25 protein-coding genes are annotated in these 23,088 nt (G+C 71.6%); 12 read left to right on the top strand and 13 right to left on the bottom strand.

Translation table 11 applies throughout. From position 1 onward, the window contains the following. Positions 1 to 9: 9 nt before the first annotated feature. Positions 10 to 792: a phytanoyl-CoA dioxygenase family protein gene (locus AMO33_RS05160; RefSeq protein WP_060590890.1), complete on the top strand. Its 783-nt coding sequence runs from the start codon at positions 10 to 12 to the stop codon at positions 790 to 792. Between the two features lie 215 nt (positions 793 to 1,007). After that, positions 1,008 to 1,949, top strand: coding sequence for a LysR family transcriptional regulator (locus tag AMO33_RS05165; RefSeq protein ID WP_060590892.1), 942 nt, complete (start codon positions 1,008 to 1,010; stop codon positions 1,947 to 1,949). A gap of 153 nt (positions 1,950 to 2,102) precedes the next feature. Here the strand turns inward: AMO33_RS05165 and AMO33_RS05170 are convergent, their stop codons facing one another. The 5 genes from AMO33_RS05170 to AMO33_RS05190 all read right to left on the bottom strand — a co-directional run bounded on the left by AMO33_RS05170 (position 2,103) and on the right by AMO33_RS05190 (position 7,360). Further along, positions 2,103 to 2,936, bottom strand: a complete 834-nt coding sequence (locus AMO33_RS05170) for a carbohydrate ABC transporter permease (RefSeq protein WP_060590895.1) — start codon at positions 2,934 to 2,936, stop codon at positions 2,103 to 2,105. Further along, the gene (locus AMO33_RS05175; protein ID WP_082668586.1) at positions 2,926 to 3,870 is read right to left on the bottom strand and encodes a carbohydrate ABC transporter permease; all 945 of its coding nucleotides are present in this window, start codon (positions 3,868 to 3,870) and stop codon (positions 2,926 to 2,928) included. The genes AMO33_RS05170 and AMO33_RS05175 overlap by 11 nt, the downstream gene beginning before the upstream one ends. A gap of 2 nt (positions 3,871 to 3,872) precedes the next feature. Then, entirely contained in the window at positions 3,873 to 4,730 is an 858-nt protein-coding gene (locus AMO33_RS05180) for a metallophosphoesterase (RefSeq protein WP_060590897.1), read from the bottom strand. 78 nt (positions 4,731 to 4,808) lie between these two features. Further along, on the bottom strand, positions 4,809 to 6,182 hold the full coding sequence (locus tag AMO33_RS05185) for an ABC transporter substrate-binding protein (RefSeq protein ID WP_060590899.1): 1,374 nt from the start codon (positions 6,180 to 6,182) through the stop codon (positions 4,809 to 4,811). A 110-nt stretch (positions 6,183 to 6,292) separates the two neighbouring features. Continuing rightward, positions 6,293 to 7,360 carry an ABC transporter ATP-binding protein gene (locus AMO33_RS05190; protein WP_314826172.1) on the bottom strand — a complete coding sequence of 356 codons (1,068 nt, stop codon included), beginning with the start codon at positions 7,358 to 7,360 and terminating at the stop codon, positions 6,293 to 6,295. A gap of 198 nt (positions 7,361 to 7,558) precedes the next feature. Here AMO33_RS05190 and AMO33_RS05195 point away from each other — a divergent pair, with 198 nt between their 5' ends. Further along, positions 7,559 to 8,266, top strand: coding sequence for a hypothetical protein (locus AMO33_RS05195; RefSeq protein WP_060590901.1), 708 nt, complete (start codon positions 7,559 to 7,561; stop codon positions 8,264 to 8,266). 84 nt (positions 8,267 to 8,350) lie between these two features. Here AMO33_RS05195 and AMO33_RS05200 read toward each other — a convergent pair whose 3' ends face one another. Next, the gene (locus AMO33_RS05200; protein ID WP_060590903.1) at positions 8,351 to 8,764 is read right to left on the bottom strand and encodes an RNHCP domain-containing protein; all 414 of its coding nucleotides are present in this window, start codon (positions 8,762 to 8,764) and stop codon (positions 8,351 to 8,353) included. Between the two features lie 10 nt (positions 8,765 to 8,774). Beyond that, positions 8,775 to 9,152 carry an RNHCP domain-containing protein gene (locus tag AMO33_RS05205; protein WP_041560170.1) on the bottom strand — a complete coding sequence of 126 codons (378 nt, stop codon included), beginning with the start codon at positions 9,150 to 9,152 and terminating at the stop codon, positions 8,775 to 8,777. A 279-nt stretch (positions 9,153 to 9,431) separates the two neighbouring features. Here AMO33_RS05205 and AMO33_RS05210 point away from each other — a divergent pair, with 279 nt between their 5' ends. The 5 genes from AMO33_RS05210 to AMO33_RS05230 all read left to right on the top strand — a co-directional run bounded on the left by AMO33_RS05210 (position 9,432) and on the right by AMO33_RS05230 (position 14,610). Further along, the gene (locus tag AMO33_RS05210; protein ID WP_060590905.1) at positions 9,432 to 10,949 is read left to right on the top strand and encodes an acyl-CoA synthetase; all 1,518 of its coding nucleotides are present in this window, start codon (positions 9,432 to 9,434) and stop codon (positions 10,947 to 10,949) included. A gap of 99 nt (positions 10,950 to 11,048) precedes the next feature. Then, positions 11,049 to 12,089 carry an LLM class flavin-dependent oxidoreductase gene (locus AMO33_RS05215; RefSeq protein ID WP_060590907.1) on the top strand — a complete coding sequence of 347 codons (1,041 nt, stop codon included), beginning with the start codon at positions 11,049 to 11,051 and terminating at the stop codon, positions 12,087 to 12,089. A 101-nt stretch (positions 12,090 to 12,190) separates the two neighbouring features. Further along, on the top strand, positions 12,191 to 13,093 hold the full coding sequence (locus AMO33_RS05220) for a metal-dependent hydrolase (RefSeq protein ID WP_060590909.1): 903 nt from the start codon (positions 12,191 to 12,193) through the stop codon (positions 13,091 to 13,093). Continuing rightward, positions 13,090 to 14,184: a PDR/VanB family oxidoreductase gene (locus AMO33_RS05225; RefSeq protein WP_060590911.1), complete on the top strand. Its 1,095-nt coding sequence runs from the start codon at positions 13,090 to 13,092 to the stop codon at positions 14,182 to 14,184. The genes AMO33_RS05220 and AMO33_RS05225 overlap by 4 nt, the downstream gene beginning before the upstream one ends. 72 nt (positions 14,185 to 14,256) lie before the next feature. Further along, a complete protein-coding gene (locus tag AMO33_RS05230; protein ID WP_041560169.1) occupies positions 14,257 to 14,610 on the top strand; it encodes a hypothetical protein in 354 nt (117 codons plus the stop codon). A 9-nt stretch (positions 14,611 to 14,619) separates the two neighbouring features. On the opposite strand, the gene AMO33_RS05235 is transcribed toward AMO33_RS05230, so the two are convergent. Next, positions 14,620 to 15,402, bottom strand: a complete 783-nt coding sequence (locus AMO33_RS05235; RefSeq protein WP_060590913.1) for an SGNH/GDSL hydrolase family protein — start codon at positions 15,400 to 15,402, stop codon at positions 14,620 to 14,622. Between the two features lie 285 nt (positions 15,403 to 15,687). Between AMO33_RS05235 and AMO33_RS05240 the strand changes: the two genes are divergently transcribed. Beyond that, entirely contained in the window at positions 15,688 to 17,610 is a 1,923-nt protein-coding gene (locus AMO33_RS05240; RefSeq protein ID WP_060593299.1) for an acetolactate synthase large subunit, read from the top strand. Positions 17,611 to 17,647: 37 nt separating this feature from the next. Here AMO33_RS05240 and AMO33_RS05245 read toward each other — a convergent pair whose 3' ends face one another. From AMO33_RS05245 to AMO33_RS05255, 3 genes are all read right to left on the bottom strand, one after another. Beyond that, entirely contained in the window at positions 17,648 to 18,256 is a 609-nt protein-coding gene (locus tag AMO33_RS05245) for a nucleoside deaminase (protein WP_011209537.1), read from the bottom strand. 216 nt (positions 18,257 to 18,472) lie between these two features. Then, complete coding sequence (locus AMO33_RS05250) at positions 18,473 to 19,054, bottom strand: SLOG cluster 4 domain-containing protein (protein ID WP_082668707.1); 582 nt, start codon at positions 19,052 to 19,054, stop codon at positions 18,473 to 18,475. A 34-nt stretch (positions 19,055 to 19,088) separates the two neighbouring features. After that, positions 19,089 to 19,898, bottom strand: a complete 810-nt coding sequence (locus AMO33_RS05255) for a DUF72 domain-containing protein (protein ID WP_060590914.1) — start codon at positions 19,896 to 19,898, stop codon at positions 19,089 to 19,091. A gap of 228 nt (positions 19,899 to 20,126) precedes the next feature. Between AMO33_RS05255 and AMO33_RS31295 the strand changes: the two genes are divergently transcribed. After that, positions 20,127 to 20,288, top strand: coding sequence for a hypothetical protein (locus AMO33_RS31295; protein WP_011209534.1), 162 nt, complete (start codon positions 20,127 to 20,129; stop codon positions 20,286 to 20,288). Between the two features lie 295 nt (positions 20,289 to 20,583). Here AMO33_RS31295 and AMO33_RS05260 read toward each other — a convergent pair whose 3' ends face one another. Beyond that, entirely contained in the window at positions 20,584 to 21,006 is a 423-nt protein-coding gene (locus tag AMO33_RS05260) for a hypothetical protein (RefSeq protein ID WP_011209533.1), read from the bottom strand. A 124-nt stretch (positions 21,007 to 21,130) separates the two neighbouring features. Between AMO33_RS05260 and AMO33_RS05265 the strand changes: the two genes are divergently transcribed. Together AMO33_RS05265 and AMO33_RS05270 are read left to right on the top strand one after the other, a co-directional pair. Next, a complete protein-coding gene (locus AMO33_RS05265; RefSeq protein WP_060590917.1) occupies positions 21,131 to 21,640 on the top strand; it encodes a mycothiol transferase in 510 nt (169 codons plus the stop codon). Positions 21,641 to 21,727: 87 nt separating this feature from the next. Then, positions 21,728 to 22,567 carry a glucose 1-dehydrogenase gene (locus AMO33_RS05270; protein ID WP_011209531.1) on the top strand — a complete coding sequence of 280 codons (840 nt, stop codon included), beginning with the start codon at positions 21,728 to 21,730 and terminating at the stop codon, positions 22,565 to 22,567. 24 nt (positions 22,568 to 22,591) lie between these two features. Here AMO33_RS05270 and AMO33_RS05275 read toward each other — a convergent pair whose 3' ends face one another. Next, a complete protein-coding gene (locus AMO33_RS05275) occupies positions 22,592 to 23,020 on the bottom strand; it encodes a low affinity iron permease family protein (RefSeq protein WP_011209530.1) in 429 nt (142 codons plus the stop codon). Positions 23,021 to 23,088 lie beyond the last annotated feature (68 nt).

The following is a 23,088-nucleotide window of genomic DNA, read 5'->3' on the forward strand; positions in this document are numbered from 1 at the left end:
CATGGCGGCATGCTCGACGACGCAGATGTCGCTGACTTCCTCGATCGCGGTTTCGTCCGGATCCCGGGCGCGTTCGCGCCCGACACCGCCGCGGCCTGCCGTGCGCTCGTCTGGCGCGAACTGGGCGCCGACCCCGACGATCCCGCCACCTGGCCCGGCCCCGTCGTCACCCTCGGCGACCTCGACCGGCCGCCCTTCCTGACCGCCGCGAACACCCCCGCACTGCACACCGCGTTCGACACCCTCGTCGGCGCGGGCCGCTGGCAGCGGCGAACCACGCTCGGCGGCTTCGTGATCCGCTTCCCGGCCCCGGACCCGTCGGTCGTCGACGGCTGGCACGTCGACGTCAGCTTCCCCGGCGCGGACTCCGATCCCGGCGACTACCTGACCTGGCGCGCGAACGTCGTCTCCCGGGACCGGGCCCTGCTCATGCTGTTCCTGTTCACCGACGTGGGCGAGGCCGACGCACCCACCCGCCTGCGGGTCGGCTCCCACCGCGACGTCGCGCGCATCCTGCACCGCGAAGGCGACACCGGCCTCGATGCCCGCGACCTCGCCGCCCGCGCCGCCGCGGCCACCGCCGATCGCGAGATCGCCCACGCCACCGGAGCCGCGGGCGACGTCTACCTGTGCCACCCCTTCCTCGTCCACGCCGGACAGCCCAACCGGGGCACCCGCCCCCGCATCCTCGGCCAGCCCAAACTCGCCCCGCGCGCCCGGTTCCGCATCGACGGCGCCGAGACGGACCTCGCACCGGTCGAGCAGGCGATCCGGCGCGCGTTGCGCGACTGAGCGGCGCGCCCGTCGGTCAGCCATCCCGGCGGCACCGCCTGTCCGTGCGTCAGCCGTCTTCGTCGAGGGCGGCCCGACTCCTGCCCGCGGCCGGACATTCGCCTCCGATCAACCCACACGTCACCCGATCGGAGACCGGGCGGTCGTGCGGGGTTCATCTGCGGTTACCTCCCGGCGCTACCGTCCCAGCTACGCTCACGGAAGGGGCCGGTGTCATGGAGTTCCGTCATCTGGTTTCGTTCCTCACGATCGCCGAGGAACTGCATTTCGGCCGCGCGGCGCAGCGCTTGCATCTGACACAGCCGAGTCTCAGCGCACAGCTGCAGAAGCTGGAGAAATCCTTGGGCGTTCAACTGGTCGCCCGCAATTCGCACGAGGTCGAACTGACGCCGGCGGGCCGGGAATTCGAGGCGCAGGCCAGACTGGTGGTGGCCCAGCTCGAGCGCGCCGCCGAGGCCGCCAAGGCCACCGCGGCCGGCCGGGCGGGCACGCTGGACATCGGCTACAACCTGCCCGCCAGCAGACACGTCTTGCCCGCCGCGCTGGCGCGGATGACCGAGCGGTACCCCGACATCGAGGTGCTGCTGTGGGAGAAGCGGACCGGCCCGCAGCTGGCCGCGCTGGCCGACGGTACCCTCGACCTCGCGCTGGTCTACGGTCGTCCCAGCTCGCCCGCCTTCCGGTATCGCCGGTTGCTGCACCGGATCCCGCTGGTGGCGGTGGTCGGGCGTCGGCACCGCTGGGCGGACCGGCCCGGGGTACCGTTCGCGGAACTCGCCGGGCAGGACTGTGTGCTGTTCGCGCGCGAGCAGTGCCCGGCGATGTACGACGCGATCTTCCGGGCGGCCGCCCAGAACGAGATCGCTCTGGCGGTCACCCACCACGCCGACGATCCCGGCGCCACCGCGCACATGGTGTCGGTGCGGCCGCTGGTCGGCTTCGCCTCGCTGCCGCGCGCCATCTCGATGGGCATGGGCTCGCCCGGCAACAGCCCGGTGGCGGTGAAGCTCTTCGACCCGGTGCCCACCCTGGACCTGTACGCGGTGTGGCGGGCCGACAAGACCAAGCCCGCGGTCGAGATCTTCCTGGAATGCCTCGAATACAGCGATTCGGTCCACGCAGATTCTGCCGACGCCACGCAGGCGCGCGTCGGATAGAGACATCCTCGAGCACCCCGCCGACCACGACACCGCCCTCGTCGGCGAACTCACCACCAAGACAACGGTCCCGGCCTGACGGACAACGGCGCGGGCAGGGATTTCCCTGCCCGCGCCGTCGTGTGTCCACGCTGGGTGCACGTTGCCCCGGGACTACTTCAACCCCGATCGCACGAAGGCGTTGACGATGTGGCGTTGCAGCAGCAGGTACAGCACCAGGACCGGCAGGCAGGCCAGGCCGGCCAGCGCCATCATCGGCCCCCACCGGTCGCCTTCGGTGCCCATGAAGCTCTTCAAGCCCAGTTGCAGGACGCCGTTGGACCGGCGCAGCACCACCGCGGGCCAGAAGTACTCGTTCCAGGCGTTGATGAACAGCAGGATGCCGAGCGCGGCGAGCGCGGGCCGCAGATTGGGCACCACCACCGTCCACAGGATCGACCAGGAGGAGCGGCCGTCGATCTGCGCGGCGGCGACCAGTTCCTTGGGGAAGCTCGCCATGTGCTGGCGCAGCAGCAGCACCGCCAGCGCCGAGCACAGGGTGGGCAGCGCGACCCCGATCAGGGTGTCGATCAGCCCGAGCCGGGTGAGCAGCACGTAGTTCGGCAGCATGGTGACCTGGAACGGCACCAGCCACACGCCCACGAACGCCAGGTACAGCACCCGCTGGAACGGGAAGGTGTACATGGCGAAGGCGTAGGAGGCCAGCAGCGCCACCAGCAGCTGCCCGGCCGCGGAGAAGGTGGCGACGAAGAAGGTGTTGCCGATCAGCCCGGCGACGTCGACCTCGGCCGCGGCGTCGGTGTAGTTGGCGGTCGACAGCGGCCACGGCACCGGCGAGAGCGAGGTGACGTCCTCGGGCCTGCGCAGCGAGGTCGCGAACAGCCAGTAGATCGGGAACGCCGCGACCAGGGCGGTGCTCGCGAGCAGCAGGTGGCTGCCCGCGCCGCGCAGTCGGTCGGCCAGGGCGGGGGAGCGCTCAATCGTCATGGAAGGAAACCTTTTCCGAGATCCAGACCAGGAGGCCGGCGAGCACGCCGAAACCGGCGAACAGCAGCACCCCGGCCGCGGCGGACAATCCGGCGTCGAAACTGTGGAAGGCGTAGTCCCACAACAGGTAGTAGATGTTGGTGGTGGCCTGCGCGGGCCCGCCCTGGGTCATCGAATCGATGAGCGGGAAGGTCAGGGTCGGTGTCAGCAGCACCGTGGTCAGGACCAGGAACATCAGGGTGGGGGTGAGCATCGGCAGGGTGATCCAGCGCCGGATCTGGCGCGTGCTCGCACCGTCCACCCGGGCCGCCTCGTCGTAATCGCTGCTGATCGCCGCGAGCCCGGCCCACACCACCAGCACGGCGAAGCCGAGCAGCTGCCAGCCGGTGATGACGATGATGACGGTGTGCGCGGTGCTCACGTCGTAGACCCAGTTGCGGTCGGTGCCGAGCACCTGCCCGACGAAGCCGCCGCCGGGATGCAGCAGCCAGCGCCACACCGCCGACGCCGCGACCGGCGCCACCAGGAACGGCGCGAAGATCAGGGCGTGGTAGAAAGTCCTGGCCCGCCCGCTCACCCGGCGGCTGGCCAGCGCGATCACCAGCGGCAGCAGCACGGTGAACGGCAGCAGGCCCACGATCAGCGCGCCGGTACGGCCCAGCGAGTCCCAGAAGGCCGGAAGCTCCAGCAGCCGTTCGTAATTGCCGGCGCCGACCGGCCGCATCGGCGAGGTCGGCAGCAGATTCCACGAGTAGGTCGACAGCTCGAAGGCCTGCACCAGCGGCCGGTAGGTCCACACCACCAGCAGCAGCACCGCGGGCGCCAGGTACAGATACGGGACCACCCCGCGTCCCGCCCGGCGCAGGCGGGCGGGACGCGGGGTGATCTCCGGGGCGGGTGCCGGGGCAGGCGCGGGCGCGTCGAGGACGAACACGCCTACCTCGCTTCGGCGGCCAGTGCCGCGAGTTGGTCGAGCACGTCCTGTTCGGCGCGGTCGTAGACGATGCCGGCCGGGGTGGCCTCGATGGCGGTGGCGACCATCGACGTGCCGAGCACATCGATGCGGCTGTAGCCGAATCCGGTGAGCCCGCGCTGGCGTCCCACCGGGGCCAGCGGATCGAGCCGGTAGGCCAGCGCCGGGCCGATCCACACCGGGATGCCCGCCAGCGCCGCGGTGGCGGTGAGGTGGTTGTGCCCGCAGATCACCAGCCGCACGTCCGAGCCGTGCAGGACCTCGGCGAGGAGTTCGGGCTGCCGCAGCCGCAGGAATTCGGTGGCGGGCAGCGGCGAGGGGATCGGCGGATGGTGCAGCACGAGCAGGGTGCCGTGCGGTGCGGGCTCGCGCAGCTGGTCGGCCAGCCAGGCCAGCTGGGCGGGTTCGAGCCTGCCGTCGTGGCGCTGCGGGATGGTGCTGTCCAGGGCGATGATGCGCAGCCCGGCCACCTGCACGACCTGATCGTGGGTGGTGTCGGGATGGCGCAGCGCCGCATCCGAGCGCAGCAGTTCGGCGCCGAACGCGCCGCGGTCGTCGTGATTGCCCATCACGTAGATCAGCCGGGCGCCCAGCTCCTCGGCGACCGGTTCGACGGCGTCGCGCAGCCGGCGGTAGGCCTCGGGCGCGCCGTTGTCGGCCAGATCGCCGGACAGCACGATCGCGTCGACCGCGCGGTGCGAGGCGCGGAGCTGGTGGAGCACGTGGGTGAGGTTGGCGTAGGTGTCCACGACGCCGTGCAGGCGTTCGCCCGGCGGCCGGATGTGGGTGTCGGTGAGCTGGACGATGGTGACCTCGGGCATGGATTCCCCTCGAAGGCCGCGTGTTCCCACACGGGACGCGCGGCCGGGTCGGTGGTCGGATCTGGGACGGGACTGCCGTTACTGCGCGGGCATCAGCCGGGCACCCTGTTGACGGGCCGCCGCGAGGGTGCTCGCCGGATCCTTGCCCTGGAACACCACGGCCTCGACGGCCTCCATCATGCCGTCGCGGATCTGCAGATAGTTGTTGCCCGGCATGGAGATCCAGGGTTCCATCGTCGCCAGCTGGGCGACGTTGGGCTGCAACAGCGGATTGCGGGCGGCCCAGTCCCGCAGGCCCGCCGGGTCGTCCATCAGGCCGGTGCGCAACGGCAGATAGCCGATGCCCTGCGAGATGGTGGAGTAGGCGGATTCGCTGGTGAGGAACTTGATCAGCTCCCAGCCCGCGCGCTGTTTGACCGGGTCGTCGGACAGGATGTGCAGGGAGGCGCCGGAATTCGTCGGCACCGTCGGCTTGCCCGCGAAGCTCGGCATCGGCGCGGCCCGCAGATCCCATGTGTCCTTGGCGCCGGCGACGAAGGTGCCCTGGATGGCGCTGGTCTCGAGGATCATGCCGATCTCGCCGCGGGCGAACGCCTCGTAGCCCTGCTTCTGGTTCAAGCGGGGCATCGACCCCGACTCCACCAGCTGCTGACCCATCGCCGCGACCGCCACGGCGGGCGGCTCGGCGTAGGTGAGGGTGCGGCGGTCCTCGCTGATGACCCGGCCGCCGTTGGAACGCACCAGCGACTGGAAGCACCAGTCCTTGGCGGTCTTGGTCAGGCAATCGATGTACACACCGCCCTTGCCGGTGCGTTCGGTGATGGCCGCGGCCGCCTGCGCGACCTGGTCCCAGGTGGCGGGCGGGGCGGCCGGGTCGAGCCCGGCCTCGGTGAACAGTGAGGCGTTGTAGTACAGCACCGGGGTGGAGAACACGAACGGCACGCCGTAGGTGTGGCCGTCCCAGTTCGCCAGCGTCTGCGCGCGCGGCGCGTAGGGGTGCTTCGCGCCGTCGAAATTGGCCTGCACCTCGTCGGCGCCGACCAGCTGGTCCAGCGGCTTGGCGCGGAGCTGGTTGATGGTGAAGTCGAGATCGCTGAAGCCGAGCTGGGCGACGTCGGGCGGCGCGCCCGCGACCATCTGGTTCTGGATGCTGGAAATGGTGTCGGTGGCCGGGTTGGGGCTGTTGCCCTGCGGCTTCTGCGCGGTCACCGTGATGTTCGGGTGCTGCTCGCGGAACCGGGCGAGCAGTGTGTCGAAGGTGTCGGTCCAGGCGCCCGCGAGTCCGTAGTTGTAGGACTCGAAGACGATCGAGACCTTCTGGTCCGGGGCGAGCTCGGGAATCCGGGCCGCCTCGCCGCCGTCGTCGCCGGTGGTCGGGCCGAGGCCGCCGCACCCTCCGAGTGCGAGGACGGCCGCGGACACCAAGCCCAGGACGGGCACGGTGCGTTTCACTGTGTTCTCCTCATCATCGCTTCGAGCGGACCTGATCGCGCGCGATCAGGCGACGGCGACGCGCTCGGCGTCGCGGTCGATCGGGGCGCCGGGTCCGGGGTCGCGCCAGCTCAGCCGAAGCCCGGAGGCGGCGTCGAACAGGTGGACGTCGGCGGGTCGGCGTGCACGCCGAGCGCGTCGCCCGCGGTGATCCCGGCGGGCCGCGGCACCCGCATGGCGAGGGTGTGCGGGCCGGTGTCCAGGTGCACCAGTTCCTCGCTGCCCAGGTTCTCCACCATGCGCACCCGGCCGCGAATGGCCGGGTCGACGGCGGTGGGGCGCAACCGTTCCGGGCGGATCCCGGCGGTCACCGCGAGCGGGCCGGGGAACTCCCGCGCCGGGTGCGGCAGCGCGAGGTCGACGCCCTCGGCGCTCAGGTGCAGCCGCTCGGCGCGCACGTCCACGGTCGCGGGGAAGAGGTTCATCGGCGGCGAGCCGAGGAACCCGGCGACGAAGGCCGAGCGGGGCCGGTCGTAGAGTTCGGCGGGCGTGCCGACCTGCTCCACCCTGCCCTCGTCGAGCAGCGCGATCCGGTCGGCCATCGTCATGGCCTCCACCTGGTCGTGGGTGACGTAGAGGAACGTCGCGCCCAGTTCCCGGTGCAGCGCGATCAGTTCCGCGCGGGTCGCGCTGCGCAGCTTGGCGTCCAGATTCGACAGCGGCTCATCCATCAGGAAGGCGCCGGGGTCGCGCACCATCGCCCGGGCGAGGGCGACCCGCTGGCGCTGGCCGCCGGAGAGGTTGGCGGGCTTGCGGTCGAGCAGCTCGGCGAGCCCGAGCGCGCCGGCCACCTCCGCCACCCGCGCCGCGATCCGCGACCGCGGGGTCCGGCGCGCCCGCAGCGGGAAGCCGATGTTCTTCGCGACGGTCAGATGCGGGTACAGCGCGTAGCTCTGGAACACCATCGCCAGATCCCGCTGCTGCGGGGCGACCTGGGTGATGTCCTTGTCGTCCAGCAGGATCCGGCCCGCACTGGGCTCCTCGAGGCCCGCCACCATCCGCAGCAGCGTCGACTTGCCGCAGCCGCTGGGCCCGAGCAGGACCATGAACTCGCCGTCGGCGATGTCGAGATCGACCTCGCGCACCGCGGTCGCGGCGCCGAACCGCTTGGACACCGCCTCGATTCGCAATCGTGCCACGGCCGCTACTCCGCCCGCTCGCCGCGGGGCCGTCTGTTCGCGATTGTTGTCATGGCGTCAGTGTCGGCGGGCCGGCGCTGTGCCTGCGGCGGCGATAGGCGAGTTCGATCGCGCGAATCGAGTCACCTGCGGTGGGCTGCGGGATGTGCCGATCTCCCGCCACGGTGATCGCGATCCACCACCGAACCGAGAGGACACATCAGGATGAGGAAGATTGTTGCGGTGGCCGCGGGCCTGGTCACCGCATGCGGGATCGCGTCCGGCACCGCCGGTGCGGCTCCGAGCCAGGACGGGATCGTCGACTTCACCGCGCACGCGACCGACTCGCAGACCATCATCGGTATCGACGAAGGCGCGATCGTCGTCGAGGACTCGGTGCTGACGATCAAGGACGCCGCGGGCACCGTGCTCACCGGTATGCCGCTGGCGTTCCGCATCGACGAGTTCGAGTTCCCGATCGCGGCCGAGATCTCCGGCCGCACCGCGACTCTCACCCCGCGGATCGACCGCGAGCACGCGGTGTACCAGCCGGTGGCCCTGCCGTATGAGGACAAGGCGCCGTTCAAGAACGAGTACGACCGCGAGGTGGCGGCCTGGAGCAGGCTCACCAGCACCATTTCCATGGGTGCCACCATCGGCACCCTGGTCGGCGGGCTCAGTGGCGCCGCGGTCGGGTGCGTGCTCGGCGGCATCGCCGGCGCCACCGTCGCCTCGGCCACCATCGTCGGCCTGTTCGGCCCGTTCATCCCGGCCGCGGCCATCGGCTGCCTCGGCGGCATCATCGCCGTCGGCGCGCTGGGCACCGTCGCGGGCCAGCTGCTGGTGACCGCGCCGGTCGCGATCGCCGCTGCCATCCAGTACTTCACCACGATCAACGCTCCCGCGCCGCAACCGCCGGCCAAGTAGGGGCGACCAGGCCCGGCGCGTTCGCCCGGGGGACCGGCGGCTCCATCCGATCTCGGTCGGATGGAGCCGTTGTCGTCGGCGCTGCTACAACGACAGCATCGTGCGGTGGCCCAGCCGCGAATCGGCCAACGGCCGCAACGCGATCCGCATGAGAGCGAGCGCGTTGTCGTCACCGGCGATGCGGTTGAGCCGCAGCGTGCCGCAGGCCAGGCACTGGTGCACCAGCGACCATTCGCCGTCCTCGCGGACGGTCAGGCTCAGCGCGCGCATCCGGCCGCGGCAGGTTTCGGCCCGGTCACCGGGGATGCGCCGGTCGACGTGCCTGCTGGTGAGGCAGTGCGGGCAGTGGTTGCGATGCGCGGTGCCCGGTGCGGCGACCGGGACGTCGAGCCGGCAGCCGAGGCAGCGGAACGACGTGCCCGATTGCCCGCCGGGGCCGTGCAGCACCGTCTTGCCCCGCTGGCCGCGACCGGCGGGGCGGGTGTTTCGTCGTGGCATCCCGGCCCCCCTACAGATCGCCGAACACTTCGAGCGGGAACGGCGGCTCGGCGAGCGGACGTACGGCCAATCGCATGAGGATCAGCTGGTTGTCGTCGCCGCACACCGGGTGCAGGGCCAGTTCGTGGCATCGTGTGCAACGGTGCACGAGGGCCCATTCGCCGGTGCGCGACACCGCGATCGACAGCGGCGCCATCCGGGCGCCGCAGTCGGAGGCGCCACCGTCGACGTGGTCGACGGTGTGCCGCGAATGCAGGCAGCTGGGGCAGTGATTGCGCCTGCTGTGGTCGGGAGCCAGCGTGGCCACGGTGAGACCGCAGCGCATGCAGGTGAAGGTGTCGGTCCGCAGCGCAGCGCTGGGACCGTGTTGGATTGAGGTGTCGGACACCCGGATCACTCCATTGCCGAAGGGGTTGGACAGCAGGAGCAGGCCGAGCGCGCCTCGCAGACGCTAGGGGATGTCGACGGTGGTCGGGGTGATCGGGAGACGATCCGAGACCACGCGGTGAGGCGCTCTCGGCGCGGGCCGGGTCATAAATCAGTCCTTTCCAGCGGGTCGTCGGGAGGCGCGGGGCGCCGTGCCGGCCACCGTAACAACGACCGGACGGGCGACGCCATCGAATTTCCGGCGCTGGACATCGACCCGAATTCGGGTCACGATGCCTGCATGAGTCCCGATCCGCGCGCCGCCACCGTCGACGGCGTCCTGCACCGCAGCGCCGCCCGCGTCCCCGACCGCATCGCCCTGCGCTTCGGCGCCGAGGCACTGACCTATCGAGAACTCGACGACGCCGTCACACGGGCGGCGGCACGGCTGCTCGACCTCGGTCTCGCCTCGGGAGACCGGGTCGCGGCCTACGGCACCAACTCCGCCGCCTACGTGGTCGGATACCTGGCCGCCGCCCGCGCCGGACTGGTGCACGTGCCGATCAACTACGCGCTGCGCGGCGACGAACTGGCTTATCTGCTCGGCCAATCCGGTGCCCGCGCGGTCCTGGTCGACCCCGCCCTGCGGGGCAACCTCGACGCGGTGCTGGATCAGGTGCCAGCCGAGCGGGTGCTGCCGCTGCGCGACGCCGACGGTTCGCTGATCGAGGCGGCCACCACCGGGCCGGTGCCCGACCTCGACGTCGCGGTGGCCGACGACGATCTGGTGCAGTTGCTCTACACCTCGGGCACCACGTCGAAACCCAAGGGCGCCATGATGACCCACCGTGCCCTGGTGCACGAGTACACCTCCGCGATCGTGGCCCTGGACCTGACCGCCGAGGACCGGCCGCTGATCTGCATGCCGCTCTACCACTCGGCGGGCATGCACGTGTTCATGCTGCCGTACCTGGCGGTGGGCGCGACCATCAGTCTGCTGCCCGCGCCCGACATTCCGGAGATCCTGCGCCGCATCGAGGAGGAGCGGATCGGCTCGCTGTTCCTCGCGCCGACGGTGTGGGTGCCGCTGGCCAACCATCCGGATCTGGACACCCGCGATCTGTCCTCGCTGCGCAAGGCGCAGTACGGCGCCTCGATCATGCCGGTGACGGTGCTCAACCGGCTGCGCGAACGCTTCCCCGACCTCGGGTTCTACAACTGCTTCGGCCAGTCCGAGATCGGCCCGCTGGCCACGGTGTTGCGCCCGGAGGAACACGCCGAGCGGCCCTCCTCGTGTGGGCGGCCGGTGCTGTTCGTGGAGTTGCGGGTGGTCGACGCCGAGGGCAACGACGTGCCCGACGGCGAGCCCGGCGAGGTGCTCTACCGGTCCCCGCAGCTGTGCCTGGGCTACTGGGACAACCCCGAGGCGACCGCGGAGGCGTTCGGCGACGGCTGGTTCCACTCCGGCGACCTGGTCACCCGCGACGCGCAGGGATACATCACGGTGGTGGACCGCATCAAGGACGTGATCAACACCGGTGGCATTCTGGTGGCCTCCCGCGAGGTGGAGGACGCCCTCTACACCCACGAGGCGGTGGCCGAGGTGGCGGTGATCGGCACCCCGGACGAGAAGTGGATCGAGGCCGTCACCGCCGTGGTGGTGCTGCGGGAGAACGCCACGGCTTCCGCCGAGGAACTCATCGACCACGTCAAGCAGCGGCTCGCTCCGTTCAAGGTGCCCAAGATCGTCCGCTTCGCCGAGAGCCTGCCCCGCAACCAGAGCGGCAAGCTGCTCAAACGCGAACTGCGGGCGGGCTAGCGCCCGGATTGCGCTCGCGCCGAGCGCAATACTGGCCCGGCGGCGCCGGTCGCGCTTCGATGGGGGCACGTACAGTCGCCGGGAGAGGGGCGCCGATCCATGACCACCGCGGGCCCGCGCATCGACACCCTGTCGTTCCTGACGCCGGGCAACTACCCCGACGACGATCCCGCCGCCGGGCTGGCGGACACGCTGCGGCTGTTCGAGTTCGGCGAGGCGCTCGGCGTCGACGGCGCCTGGATCCGGCAGCGCCACCTCGAGCACGGCGTCGGGTCGGCGGCGGTGTTCCTGGCCGCGGCCGCGCAGCGCACCAGCCGGGTGGAGCTGGGTGCGGCGGTGATCCCGATCGGCTACGAGAGCCCGTTCCGGCTCGCCGAGGATCTGTCGATGGCCGACGTGCTCGCGGGCGGGCGGCTGCACCCGGGGTTCAGCGCCGGCGTGCCGCCGCACGCCGAACTCCTCGGCGACCGGGTCTTCGACGGTGACTGGCGCACCTTCGATCTGTCCTACGGCCGCATCGAGCGGCTGATGGACAACCTGCGCGGGGAGTATCTCGGCGGCCCGGACACCGTCATCCATTCCCCGGGCAACATCCAGCGCCCCCGGCTCCAGCCCTATAGTCCGGGGCTGCGCGACCGGCTCTGGTACGGCGGCGGCAGCCTGCGCTCGGTGCGGTGGGCGGGGGCGGCCGGGCTGAACCTGCTCACCGGCAATGTCGTCATCGGGGAGCGCAGCGACGACTTCACCACCACGCAGCGGGATCTGATCGCCGAGTACCGCCGCCACCTGGCACCCGGGCGCCCGGGGCGGGTCGCGGTGGGCCGGGTGATCGTCCCGCTCGACGGCGCCGACCGTGCCACCCGCGACCGGTATCGCCGCTATGCGGAGAGCAGGCACGAGCGCACCCTCGCCCCGCAGGGCGAACGGCGGGTCCTCTTCGCGCCCGACCTGGTCGGCACGGCCGCCGAGATCGTCGACCGGCTCGCCGCCGACCCGGTCCTCGGACTGACGACCGAACTGCGCCTGGAACTGCCCTACGAATTCCACCGCCGCGATTACGAGCAGATCCTGCACGACACCGTGGAGCTCGTCGCACCCGCGCTGGGCTGGACCGTCCGCACGCCCGCCCACGCCGGATAGAAGTTCCTGTTACCGATTGTCTCATATATGTGTATGCTCGGCCTGACACCGTCGCGGCCGTGCGGGCCGCCGCGGGGACGGACCAGGTTCGAGGAGTACCGATGAAGCTACTTCGCAGAGCTCGCCGGCGGCCGGAGACCGATCCGGGCGAGGTCGCCCTGCACGCGCGCAACGTCCGCTTCGACTGGACGGACACGCCGCTGCACTGGATGCCCGCCGAGCCGATCGCCTCGCATCTGATCAACGCGCTCAACCTGCTGCTGCCCGAGGGTGAACGGATGTTCTGCGCCGCCTACACCGAGGCGCTGCCGCTGGTGCGGGACGAGAAGCTGCGCGAGGCGATGCTCGGCTTCATCGGCCAGGAATCGATGCACGCCGAGACCCACGACAAGGTGCTGCACGAGGTGCTCGCCGTGCACGGCATCGATCCGGAGCCGTACGTGCTGCAGGCCGAGCACCTGTTCCGGAAGACGTTGTGGCCCGCCGAAACCGGCGGAACCGCCGGACGGCAGATGATGATCGAACGGCTCGCGGTGATCGCCTGCCTGGAACACTTCTTCGCCTTCCTGGGCGACTGGGTGCTCAACGCCGACCTGGAGAAGTTCGACGCCGACCCGCGAGTGGCCGATCTGTTCCGCTGGCACGGCGCCGAGGAGGTCGAGCACCGGCACGTGGCGCACGACGTGGCCGAGTACTTCGGGGTCGGCTACCTGCGCCGCTCGACGCTGATGCTGCTGGTCTTCCCGATCTTCCTGGCGCTGGTGCTGCGCGGCACCAAGTTCCTGGTCGCCCAGGACGCCACGTTGCCCGACCTCGGCTACCCCCGGCTGCTGCCCCGTGTCTTCGGCGCGATGTGGCGCGGCGCGCTCCCCGGCGTGCCCGCGCTGCTGCGGAGCGCCCTGTCCACGCTGCAACCCGGCTACCACCCCGAATCGGTCGGATCGACCGCGCAGGCCGTCGCGTACCTCGCCACCTCGCCCGCCGCCCGCGCGGCCGCCTCGTGACCGCCGTCGACCTGCCCGCCGACCTGTACGGGCGACGCGAGCGGGACCGGGCCCTGCGGGTGTTCGACGCCCTCGCCGGGCTGCGGATGCGGTGGGCGGGCCTGGTGCACCGCCGCCTCCCGGTCTCGACCGTCGACGATCGGCGGCTCGCGCTGGTGGTGACCGAACGCCGCGTCGAAGCCCGCGACCAGGACGTGGTGAGCCTGCGCCTGGAAGCGCCCGACGGGCGCGACCTGCCGGCCTGGCGCGCCGGCGCCCACCTCGATCTGGAACTGCCCTCCGGGCGGATCCGGCAGTACTCGCTGTGTGGCGACCCCGCCGACACCCGCGCCTACCGGATCGCGGTGCGCCGCATCCCCGACGGTGGCGGCGGATCCGTGGAGGTCCACGACGCGCTCCCGACCGGCACCCCCGTGGTGATCCGCGGCCCGCGCAACGCGTTCCCGTTCGCCGTCCCCGGCCACGGCTCCCCGGCCATCCATCTGCACTTCGTGGCGGGCGGGATCGGCATCACGCCGATCCTGCCGATGGCGCGCCTGGCGCATCGGCTCGGGGTGGACTGGTCGATGGTCTACGTCGGCCGCAGCCGCGACACCATCCCCTTCCTCGACGAGCTCGAGACCTTCGGCGACCGGGTCACCGTCCGCACCGACGACGAGCACGGCCTGCCCGACGCGGCCGCCCTGCTCGCCGGGGTCTCCATCGGCACCGCCGTCTACTGCTGCGGCCCCGTCCCGATGACCGACACCGTCGCCGCCGCCGTCCGCGGGATGCGCGGGGTCGAACTGCACTCCGAGCGGTTCACGCCCGCACCGGTCGTGGACGGACGGCCCTTCGAGATCGAACTGGCCGCCACCGGGGAGGTGCTGCGCGTCGCCGCCGACCAGACCGCGCTGAGCGCCGTGCTGGCGGCCCGCCCCGATCACCCCTACTCGTGCCGGCAGGGCTTCTGCCGCACCTGCAAGGTCCGCGTGCTCGACGGCGTGGCCGACCATCGCGACAGCGTGCTCGGGCCCGACGAGCGGGCCGCGGGCGTGCTGCTGCCCTGCGTATCCCGCTGCGACGGTGGACGTCTGGTGCTGGACCTGTAGCCTCGCGCGGTTTCCGACGAATTCACTACAGAACGTAGTAGAGGCGCGGGTGATCAACTAGTGTCGGGTCCCATGGATGTCGTCTACAACCTCGTCGTCGTCACGCACTTCCTCGGCCTGGCCGCGGTCATCGGCGGGTACGCCGCCGGACAGCCGAAGGTGAACGAGGTGATGGTGTGGGGCGCGCGCGCCCAGATCGTCACCGGCGTGATCCTCGTCGGTATGGCCGAGTCGATCGACTCGCTCGGCAAGGACCCGAACATGACCAAGATCGGCGTCAAGCTGATCATCGCGCTCGCGGTGGCCGCCTTCGCCGAGATCGGCCGTGCCGACGCCAAGAAGGGCAAGGACGTTCCGTGGATGACCCACGCCGCGGGCGGTCTCGCGATCGTCAACGTGCTCGTCGCGGTGCTCTGGACCTCCTGACCGGAGAGATCACCGGGTCAGCGGCAGCAACTCGGGACGCTTGGCCTCGATCCCGGCGCCCGAGGACACCCCGCGCACCCGCCGCGCCACCCACGGCAGCATGTGCTGGGTGGTCCAGCGCAGCTCGGCGGTGAGCGCGGCGGCCAGATCGCGACGCAGCGGCGGCAGCGGCTCGCGCCACCGCGCGTCGGCGCCCGGCACGCCGAGCACGTCCGCGACCGCGCGCGCCACCAGGTCGTGACCGACCGGGCTCAGATGCAGCCGGTCGGCCGACCACACCGCCGGATGCGTGGTCGCCGGTACCGGCTCGAAATCCACCAGCGTCGCGCCGAACCGCGCCGCCAGCACGCGCATGTCCGCGTTCAGCTGCCGCACCCGCGGCGAGATCGGCCGCACGAACGGTGCGATGGCGCCGATGTCGGGATAGGTGAAGGTCACCACGTGCGCGCCGGTCGCCCGTAGCGCCCCGAGCATCGCCGCCAGGTCCGCGAGCAGGGCCCGGCGGTCGAACCGCGGCCGGATGACGTCGTTCATCCCGGCCATCACACTCACCAGGTCCGGCCGCAGCGCCACCGCGGCATCCAGCTGCTCGGCGCGGATCTGCCCGGCCCGGCGGCCACGGATCGCGAGATTGGCGTAGCGCAGCCCGGGGGTGGCGGCGGCCACGAACTCGGCGAAGCGGTCCGCCCAGCCGCGATGGCCGCCCGCGCCGTCCGGGTCGCCGATGCCTTCGGTCTGACTGTCGCCGAGGGCGACGAAACGGGTGTAGCGCGGTTCGGGTCTCGGGTCCACGGTCGACTCCTGGGTCAGCGATGCGGGGGCATCGTCGAGGCATCACCATCGTAGGAGTGCCGCCGACACGACGCAGCGCGGGAAAACCCGGATGACGCACGCGCCCGGCGCCCGTTAGGATCGGCGACGACGCGAGCCGCATCAGGCCGCGTGCGACGGTCCGTCCTCACCACGGGAATCCGGACCGGCACGCCGATGTCCCGCGACACACCCACGGCGGAGAGACCCGCCGGAACATGCCGGTGTGTGCGCCCGGAATCGGCAGTCCGCCCTCGGCGTTCCGGCCTGCCCGCCGGTCGTTGCCGACGACCGGCCGCCGCCGCGCGCCCCCGAGGATCCGCCGTGTCCGCGGCGCATCAGAAGGAGATTCCCGTGACCCCCGCCGCCCCGCCGTCCGCCCGCCCCGAAACACCCTGCCCGCCGCCGGTTTCCCCGCCCCGCACCGAACGGCTGACCGGCGCGCAGGCCGTGGTGCGCTCGCTCGAAGAACTCGGTGTCGAGGTCGTCTTCGGCATCCCCGGCGGCGCGATCCTGCCGGTCTACGATCCGCTGCTGGACTCGCGCCGGATCCGGCACGTGCTGGTGCGCCACGAACAGGGCGCGGGCCACGCCGCCACCGGCTACGCCCAGGCCACCGGCCGCGTCGGCGTCTGCCTGGCCACCTCGGGCCCCGGCGCCACCAACCTGGTGACGCCGCTGGCCGACGCCCACGCCGACTCGGTGCCGGTCGTGGCCATCACCGGCCAGGTGCCGTTGCCGATGATGGGCACCGACGCCTTCCAGGAAGCCGACATCACCGGTATCGTCGCGCCGATCACCAAGCACACCGCGCTCGTCACCCATGCCGCCGACATCCCGCGGGTGCTCGCCGAGGCCTTCCACCTGGCGGCGTCCGGCCGCCCCGGCGCGGTGCTCGTCGACATCCCCAAGGACGTGCTGCGCGCCACCACCCTCTTCACCTGGCCGCCCCGGCTCGACCTGCCCGGCTATCGGCCGGTGACCGAACCGAACGCCCGCCAGATCCGCGCCGCGCTGGCCCTGATCGCCCGCGCGCAGGCACCGGTGCTCTACGTCGGCGGCGGTGTGATCAAAGCGAACGCGAGCAGGCGGCTGCGCGCCTTCGCCGAGGCGACCGGCATCCCCGTCGTCACCACGCTGATGGCCAGGGGCGCGTTCCCGGACAGCCACCGGCAGCATCTCGGCATGCCCGGCATGCACGGCACCGTCGCGGCGGTGGGCGCGCTGCAGAAGAGCGACCTGGTCATCGCGCTCGGCGCCCGCTTCGACGACCGGGTGACCGGAGACCCGGCCTCCTTCGCCCCGCACGCCGCTGTGGTGCACGCCGACATCGACCCGGCCGAGATCGGCAAGATCCGGCATGCGGAGGTGCCCATCGTCGGCGACTGCGACGCCGTCCTCGCCGCGCTGCTGGCGGCACTGCCCGACGTGCCGCGCCCGGACCTGACCGCGTGGTGGGCCGAACTGGACCGGCTGCGGCGCACCTACCCGCTGGGCTTCGACCGGCCCGCCGACGGAGCGCTGGCCCCGCAGCACGTCATCCGTGCGCTGGGCCGCGCGGCCGGGCCGGAGGCGGTCTACTGTGCGGGCGTCGGGCAGCATCAGATGTGGGCGGCGCAGTTCCTGGAGTTCGAAACCCCGCGCAGCTGGCTCAATTCCGGTGGCATGGGCACGATGGGCTACGCCGTCCCCGCCGCGCTCGGCGCCAAGCTCGGCAGGCCGGAGGCGGAGGTCTGGGCCATCGACGGCGACGGTTGCTTCCAGATGACCAATCAGGAACTGGCGACCGCCGCGATCGAGGGCATCCCGATCAAGGTCGCGGTGATCGACAACGGTCATCTCGGCATGATCCGGCAGTGGCAGCACCTGTTCTACGACGAGCGGTACTCCCAGAGCGAGCTGGCCACCCACTCCCGGCGGGTGCCCGACTTCGCGCTGCTGGCCGAGGCATTGGGGTGCGTGGGCCTGCGGTGCGAGCGCGAGGCCGACGTGGACGCGGTGATCGCGGCGGCCCGTGCCGTGCGGGACCGGCCGGTCGTCATCGATTTCGTCGTCGGCGCGGACGCGCAGGTGTGGCCGATGATCGAGGCCGGCGCGGGCAACGACCTGATCATGGCGGCCCGTGACCTGCGCCCGCTGTTCGACGACAGCGAGGATCCCGGCCCACCGCAGGCGCCCGCGCGCGGGTGAGGCGGACCCTGGAGGAGGCAGGTCCGGGGGAGGGGGCTCAGCCGCCGCGCGCGTTGTAGACGGTGAGGCCGCGCTCGACCGCCAGCCGGCCGAATTCGGCGAACACGTCGAGCGCCTGCTCGCGCAGCACCCCCACCACCACCTCGATGCCGCGGCGGCGCAGCTGCGCGGCCCAGTCCTCGCGCATCGGCCCCTCGTCGAAGCCGGTGAGCTGCTCCACTTCCGGGCCCTCGCCGGCCACCACGAGCCGCTTCACCCCGGACCACAGCACCGCGCCGTAGCACTGCGCGCACGGCCGCCAGTTCACCACGAGTTCGCGCTGGGGTGCGTCCGCGGCGCCGAGATCCCAGGCGCGGACCCGGGTCTGGGCCAGCGACAGCGCGGTGACCTCGGCGTGCGCGACCGAGAGTCCGCTCGACAGCACCAGATTCACCCCCGCCGACACCACCTCGCCGCTGCGGGAATCCACGACCAGCGCCGCGAACGGCCCGCCCGCCCCCTCGCGCGGGTTGCGCGCGGCCAGCCGGTGCACCAGGGCCATGCGCTCGGCGTCCGTGGGCAGGACGGCGGGGGAGTCGGCCAGCTCGTCGAACACCCAGTGGGGGAGGGTGGCTCCGTAGGAGCGCGGCATGCGCGTCACGTCCACGGCGGTGATCCCTTCTCGTCGGCGGGCCGGTGGCCCTGACCGGAAACCTAGGCGAATTCGGTTGCAGAGCGGTTACTGGCGCACGTCTCCGGCATGTCGTGGATTGTGGTGGCGCTATGGAGATATTGCGATCTGAACATGTATCTCCCTGTCGTCTCGACGCAATGTCACCTCGGAGCCGACTCGGAAAAGCAGCAGGGACGGCCGGGGCCCGGCTCAGCCGAGGTTCGCGAGGGCCAGCTCGACTGCCTCGGCGGGGGAGTGGGCGATGTGGCCCGTGTCGAGTGGGTGGCCGTCGGCATCGAGGAGTCGCCAGCCGTGCAGGGAGACGACGGGGATGTCGCCGCGGTGGTGGGCGAGGGCCAGTTCGGAGAGCGTGCCCCAGGAGCCGCCGACCACGACGACCGCGTCGGCCGAGCGGACCAGGAAGGCGTTGCGCGCCTCGCCCATGTCGGTGTACAGCACCGCGGACAGGCCGGGGCAGGCGGCGGTGCGGTCGGCGTCGGGGCGCACGCCGATGACGAGTCCGCCCGCGGCGGCGGCCCCGTCGGCGACCGCGGCCATCACGCCGGTGCCGCCGCCGCACAGCACCACGGCGCCGGCGCGAGCGAGTAGGCGGCCGATCTCGCGGGCGTCGGCGGCCTCGGTGGCGGAGCAGTCCCGCGGTCCGCAGACGGCGACCTGGACGGGCCGCCGGGTCGATGGGCGCTCGATCATCGCGACCGCCGCGTCGGTGTCGGCCGGGTGCGGTGAAGCGAATCCGGCCGCGCCGGAACGGCAGTCGCGGCACCGTTGCATCGAGTGCAAGGATGCGTGATGAGCACGCGCGAGCTCATCGGTCGACCCTTTCCCGCAGCGCGAGGGCGTCCCGGGGCGCCATCACCTTGGCGTCGTTGTCGAAGTACACGTACACGTCGCCGGTACGCGCCCACCGCCGAATCTTGCTCGCCCACATGTCCAGTCCCTCGTCGGTGTACCCGCTGACGTAGAGCTCGTCGTGCCCGTGCAGGCGGATGTAGACGAAATCGGTGGTGACCTCCTCGATCAGCGGGTACTTGCCGGCCGCGTCGGCGATCACCAGGGCGATGTCGTTGGCGCGCAGCAGGTCGGTGAACTCCGGTGTCAGGAAGCTCGGGTGCCGGATCTCGAGCGCGTGCCGGATCGGCCGGTCGGCGTCGACGGTGGTGTGCGGCTCCCGGACGCGGTGGTCGTGCCCCGCGGCGATCTCGGCGGCCCGCGCGGTGGTGCTCGGCAGCCGGTCGAAGAACGCGGCCAGCACGTCGGGGTCGTAGCGGAACGTGGGCGGCAGCTGCCAGAGGATGGGCCCGAGTTTGGGGCCGAGGGCGAGGACGCCGGAGGCGAGGAAGTTGGCCAGGGACTCGTCGCCGTCGCGCAGCCGCTTCATGTGCGTGATGAATCTGCTGCCCTTGACGGCGAAGACGAAGCCGGGCGGTGTCTGCGCCGCCCAGTTCAGATAGCTCGACGGTCGCTGTAGCGAGTAGAACGACCCGTTGATCTCCACGCTGGTCAGCTGCTCGGCGAGGTACGCCAACTCCCGCCGGTGCGGCAGGCCCGGCGGGTAGAACACGCCCCGCCACGGTGGATACCGCCAGCCCGATGTCCCGATCCGGATCTCGCCCATGCCTCCATCGTCGCAGTCGCGGCCGGTCCTCGGTGGGACGCGGGCGGTTCGCCACCGGTCCGATGCGGGCGCGGGGGCGGTGGGTCGTAGACTCACCTCGCTCCTGCCGCCCGGGTGCGGAATCACCGTCATGCGATCGAGATGTAGTTGAAGGGTTGACGATGGTTCGGGTCGGGTACGAAGAGGACGGTTGCTGTTCGGAATCACAGAAGTTCGTGGAGGATCACAATGCCGAAGGTCGATGCCGTGCGGCTGTCGAGTGAGCTGGGCATCGATTTGCCGCAGGCCATGTTGCGGCTGCGGCGCGAGCGCCACCCCGGCGAGACCGAGCACGACACGTGCCTGCGTCTCATCGCCGAGGAATTCCGGCGCCGCAAGCACGGCGCCTGAGTGGTGCGCCCGGAGGCGGTAACGGAGCGTTTCCACGGAGGGCGTGCCGCGCGGGCGCTGTCGGACCGAGCCTGAGTGGTGCGCCCGGAGGCGGCAGCGGAGCGTTTCCACGGAGGGCGTGCCGCGCGGGCGCTGTCGGACCGAGCCTGAGCGGTGCGCCCGGAGGCGGCAGCGGAGCGTTTCCACGGAGGGCGTGCCGCGCAGGCGCTGTCGGACCGAGCCTGAGCGGTGCGCCCGGAGGCGGCAGCGGAGCGTTTCCACGGAGGGCGTGCCGGGAGCGGGTAGCGCAGCGTTCTCACGGGTCGATGCGGTCGAGCGTGTCCAGGACCGTCGCGCGGCCCGGTAGGCGCAGCGGGCCGGGTTCGGGTTCGCAGGCCCAGCCGAAGCCGCCGTCGCCGACGGGCAGGAGCACCCGTCGGCCCGGCGCGCGCAGCGCGACGCCGCGTCGGCGCAGGCGTCGGCGCCGCTCGTGGTCCACCGGCCCGGTCCGGTGGACGAGGAACGTCCAGACCGTTCCGCGCGGATTCGTGATCACCGGCGCCGGCCGGTCGGGGAGGGCGTCGAGGACGCGGGCGGCCAGCGGCGCGGGCACGTCCAGCGCGGTGATGCGGGCGTCGCAGACCACGGTCGGCCGATGGGCGTCGAGGCGGACGGGCAGTCCGTAGCGTGCCCGCAGCAGGTGGGCGACGTCGTATGGGGTGCAACACGATTCGAACATCCCGCGACCTCACCAGAGCGCGGTTGCCGATCGATGGCGCGCCTGTTGCGGTGCGGTGTCGCCGCGCGGTCCGCGGGTAGGTTCGCAGCACAGCCGCATACCCGATGACGAAGGAGTGACAGCGATGCGCAGTAGCGAGGTGCTGGCCGATGCGTTCACGCGGATCGGGGAGGTGGTGCACGAGGCGGTCGACGGGCTCGACGAGCCCGCGCTGAGCTTCCGGGTCGACGGGCGCGCGAACACGATCGCATGGCTGGTGTGGCATCTGACCCGGGTGCAGGACGATCACGTGTCGGAGGTGGCCGGGCGTGACCAGGTGTGGATCGAGCAGGGCTGGTACGAGCGGTTCGCCTTGCCGTTCGACCCGCGGGAGACCGGGTACGGGCAGTCACCGGAGGAGGTCGGGCAGGTGCGGGTGAGCGCCGAGTTGCTGGCCGGCTATTACGACGCGGTGCAGGAACGGTCGCTGGCGTTCGTGCGCGGCCTGGCCGACGAGGAGCTGGATCGGGTGGTCGACACCAGCTGGGATCCGCCGGTGACCCTCGGTGTGCGGTTGGTGAGCGTGCTCGGCGACGACCTGCAGCACGCCGGGCAGGCCGCCTATCTGCGGGGTGTGGTCGAGCGCGCGGGGTGAGCCGGTTTGCCCCCGGCGTTTCGCGGTAGTCGTCGGTGCAGACAGCGTTTCGGCGACGACCGCGTGTGGCGGAGGAGGTAGGACGCAATGGGCTTTCCCGAACAGCAGCAGGACGTTCCCGGTGTGCAGGCGGCGATGAACCCGGTGCCGGACTGCGGGGAGGACAGCTACCGCGGATCCGGCAAGCTGACCGGCAAGTCGGCCGTGATCACCGGCGCCGACAGCGGCATCGGGCGGGCGGTGGCGATCGCGTTCGCCCGCGAGGGCGCCGACGTGCTCATCTCGTACCTGAACGAGCACGACGACGCCAAGCAGGTGGCGCAGTTGGTGGAGGACGCGGGCCGCAAGGCGATCCTGGTGGCCGGGGATCTCGCCGATCCGACGCACTGCCGCACGGTGGTGGAGCGGGCGGCGACGGAGTTCGGCAAGATCGACGTGCTGGTCAGCAACGCCGCCTATCAGATGACGCACGAGACGCTGGAGGAGATCTCCGACGAGGAGTTCGACTACACCTTCAAGCTGAACGTCGGTGCCTACTTCTACTTGGTGAAGGCCGCGCTGCCGCATATGCCGCCGGGCTCGTCGATCATCGGCAGTTCTTCGGTGAACTCCGACATGCCCTCGCCGACGCTGGCGCCCTACGCCGCGACCAAGGCCGCGATCGCGAACTTCTCCGCCAGCCTCGCCCAGCTGCTGGGTGACCGCGGCATCCGGGTGAACAGCGTTGCGCCCGGCCCGATCTGGACGCCGCTGATTCCGTCGACCATGCCGACGGAGAAGGTGTCGAAGTTCGGCGACGACACCCCGCTGGGCCGGGCAGGCCAGCCCGCCGAGCTGGCCGCGGCCTATGTGTTGCTCGCCTCCGACGACGGCAGCTACATCTCCGGCGCGCGGCTCGCCGTGACCGGCGGCAGGCCGATCCTGTAAGTCGACCCCGTCACCAGGTCGGCCTCAGTTCGCGCTCTCGCGCTGCTCGAGGCCGACCGCGTCGCGCAGTTCCGCGCGGCGGCGGTCGAGTTCGGGGTACTCGTTGCTCATCTCCGACAGCAGCCCGGCCAGCGCATCGGCGATGGCGTTGAGCTTCTGCTGGACGGCCGCGTCGGCGCGGCGCTCGGTGTTCTGGAGCAGGGCCACCAGCAGGAACGTGATGATGGTGGTGGCGGTGTTGATGACCAGCTGCCAGGTGTCGATGCTGGGCAGCACCAGGAAGCTGGGCGCCCACACGATGACGAGCAGGACGCAGAAGACGAAGAAGCCCGCGCGCGAGGCCACATTGCTGGTGGCGGTGGCGAATCGATCGAAGATCGACAGGTGATCGCTGATGTCGGACGGCATCTGCGCCGACCGGGCCCCGGAGTCGTGACCGGAACGCACACTCATGAGCTGGTACCTCGTTTCTCGAGCACGGTGGGTACCGGTCGGATACCGCGGCAAGCATCCTGCAAACG

The sequence above is a fragment of the Nocardia farcinica genome, from assembly GCF_001182745.1.
GTDB lineage: Bacteria > Actinomycetota > Actinomycetes > Mycobacteriales > Mycobacteriaceae > Nocardia > Nocardia farcinica.

What these genes read in the sequence shown, in the direction of transcription:
- AMO33_RS05160 (WP_060590890.1), top strand. Translation starts at nt 10, where the DNA reads ATGCTCGACGACGCAGATGTCGCTGACTTCCTCGATCGCGGTTTCGTC.
- AMO33_RS05165 (WP_060590892.1), top strand. Translation starts at nt 1,008, where the DNA reads ATGGAGTTCCGTCATCTGGTTTCGTTCCTCACGATCGCCGAGGAACTG.
- AMO33_RS05170 (WP_060590895.1), bottom strand. Translation starts at nt 2,936, where the DNA reads ATGACGATTGAGCGCTCCCCCGCCCTGGCCGACCGACTGCGCGGCGCG.
- AMO33_RS05180 (WP_060590897.1), bottom strand. Translation starts at nt 4,730, where the DNA reads ATGCCCGAGGTCACCATCGTCCAGCTCACCGACACCCACATCCGGCCG.
- AMO33_RS05200 (WP_060590903.1), bottom strand. Translation starts at nt 8,764, where the DNA reads ATGCCACGACGAAACACCCGCCCCGCCGGTCGCGGCCAGCGGGGCAAG.
- AMO33_RS05210 (WP_060590905.1), top strand. Translation starts at nt 9,432, where the DNA reads ATGAGTCCCGATCCGCGCGCCGCCACCGTCGACGGCGTCCTGCACCGC.
- AMO33_RS05215 (WP_060590907.1), top strand. Translation starts at nt 11,049, where the DNA reads ATGACCACCGCGGGCCCGCGCATCGACACCCTGTCGTTCCTGACGCCG.
- AMO33_RS05220 (WP_060590909.1), top strand. Translation starts at nt 12,191, where the DNA reads ATGAAGCTACTTCGCAGAGCTCGCCGGCGGCCGGAGACCGATCCGGGC.
- AMO33_RS05230 (WP_041560169.1), top strand. Translation starts at nt 14,257, where the DNA reads ATGGATGTCGTCTACAACCTCGTCGTCGTCACGCACTTCCTCGGCCTG.
- AMO33_RS05250 (WP_082668707.1), bottom strand. Translation starts at nt 19,054, where the DNA reads ATGCAACGGTGCCGCGACTGCCGTTCCGGCGCGGCCGGATTCGCTTCA.
- AMO33_RS05255 (WP_060590914.1), bottom strand. Translation starts at nt 19,898, where the DNA reads ATGGGCGAGATCCGGATCGGGACATCGGGCTGGCGGTATCCACCGTGG.
- AMO33_RS31295 (WP_011209534.1), top strand. Translation starts at nt 20,127, where the DNA reads ATGCCGAAGGTCGATGCCGTGCGGCTGTCGAGTGAGCTGGGCATCGAT.
- AMO33_RS05260 (WP_011209533.1), bottom strand. Translation starts at nt 21,006, where the DNA reads ATGTTCGAATCGTGTTGCACCCCATACGACGTCGCCCACCTGCTGCGG.
- AMO33_RS05265 (WP_060590917.1), top strand. Translation starts at nt 21,131, where the DNA reads ATGCGCAGTAGCGAGGTGCTGGCCGATGCGTTCACGCGGATCGGGGAG.
- AMO33_RS05270 (WP_011209531.1), top strand. Translation starts at nt 21,728, where the DNA reads ATGGGCTTTCCCGAACAGCAGCAGGACGTTCCCGGTGTGCAGGCGGCG.
- AMO33_RS05275 (WP_011209530.1), bottom strand. Translation starts at nt 23,020, where the DNA reads ATGAGTGTGCGTTCCGGTCACGACTCCGGGGCCCGGTCGGCGCAGATG.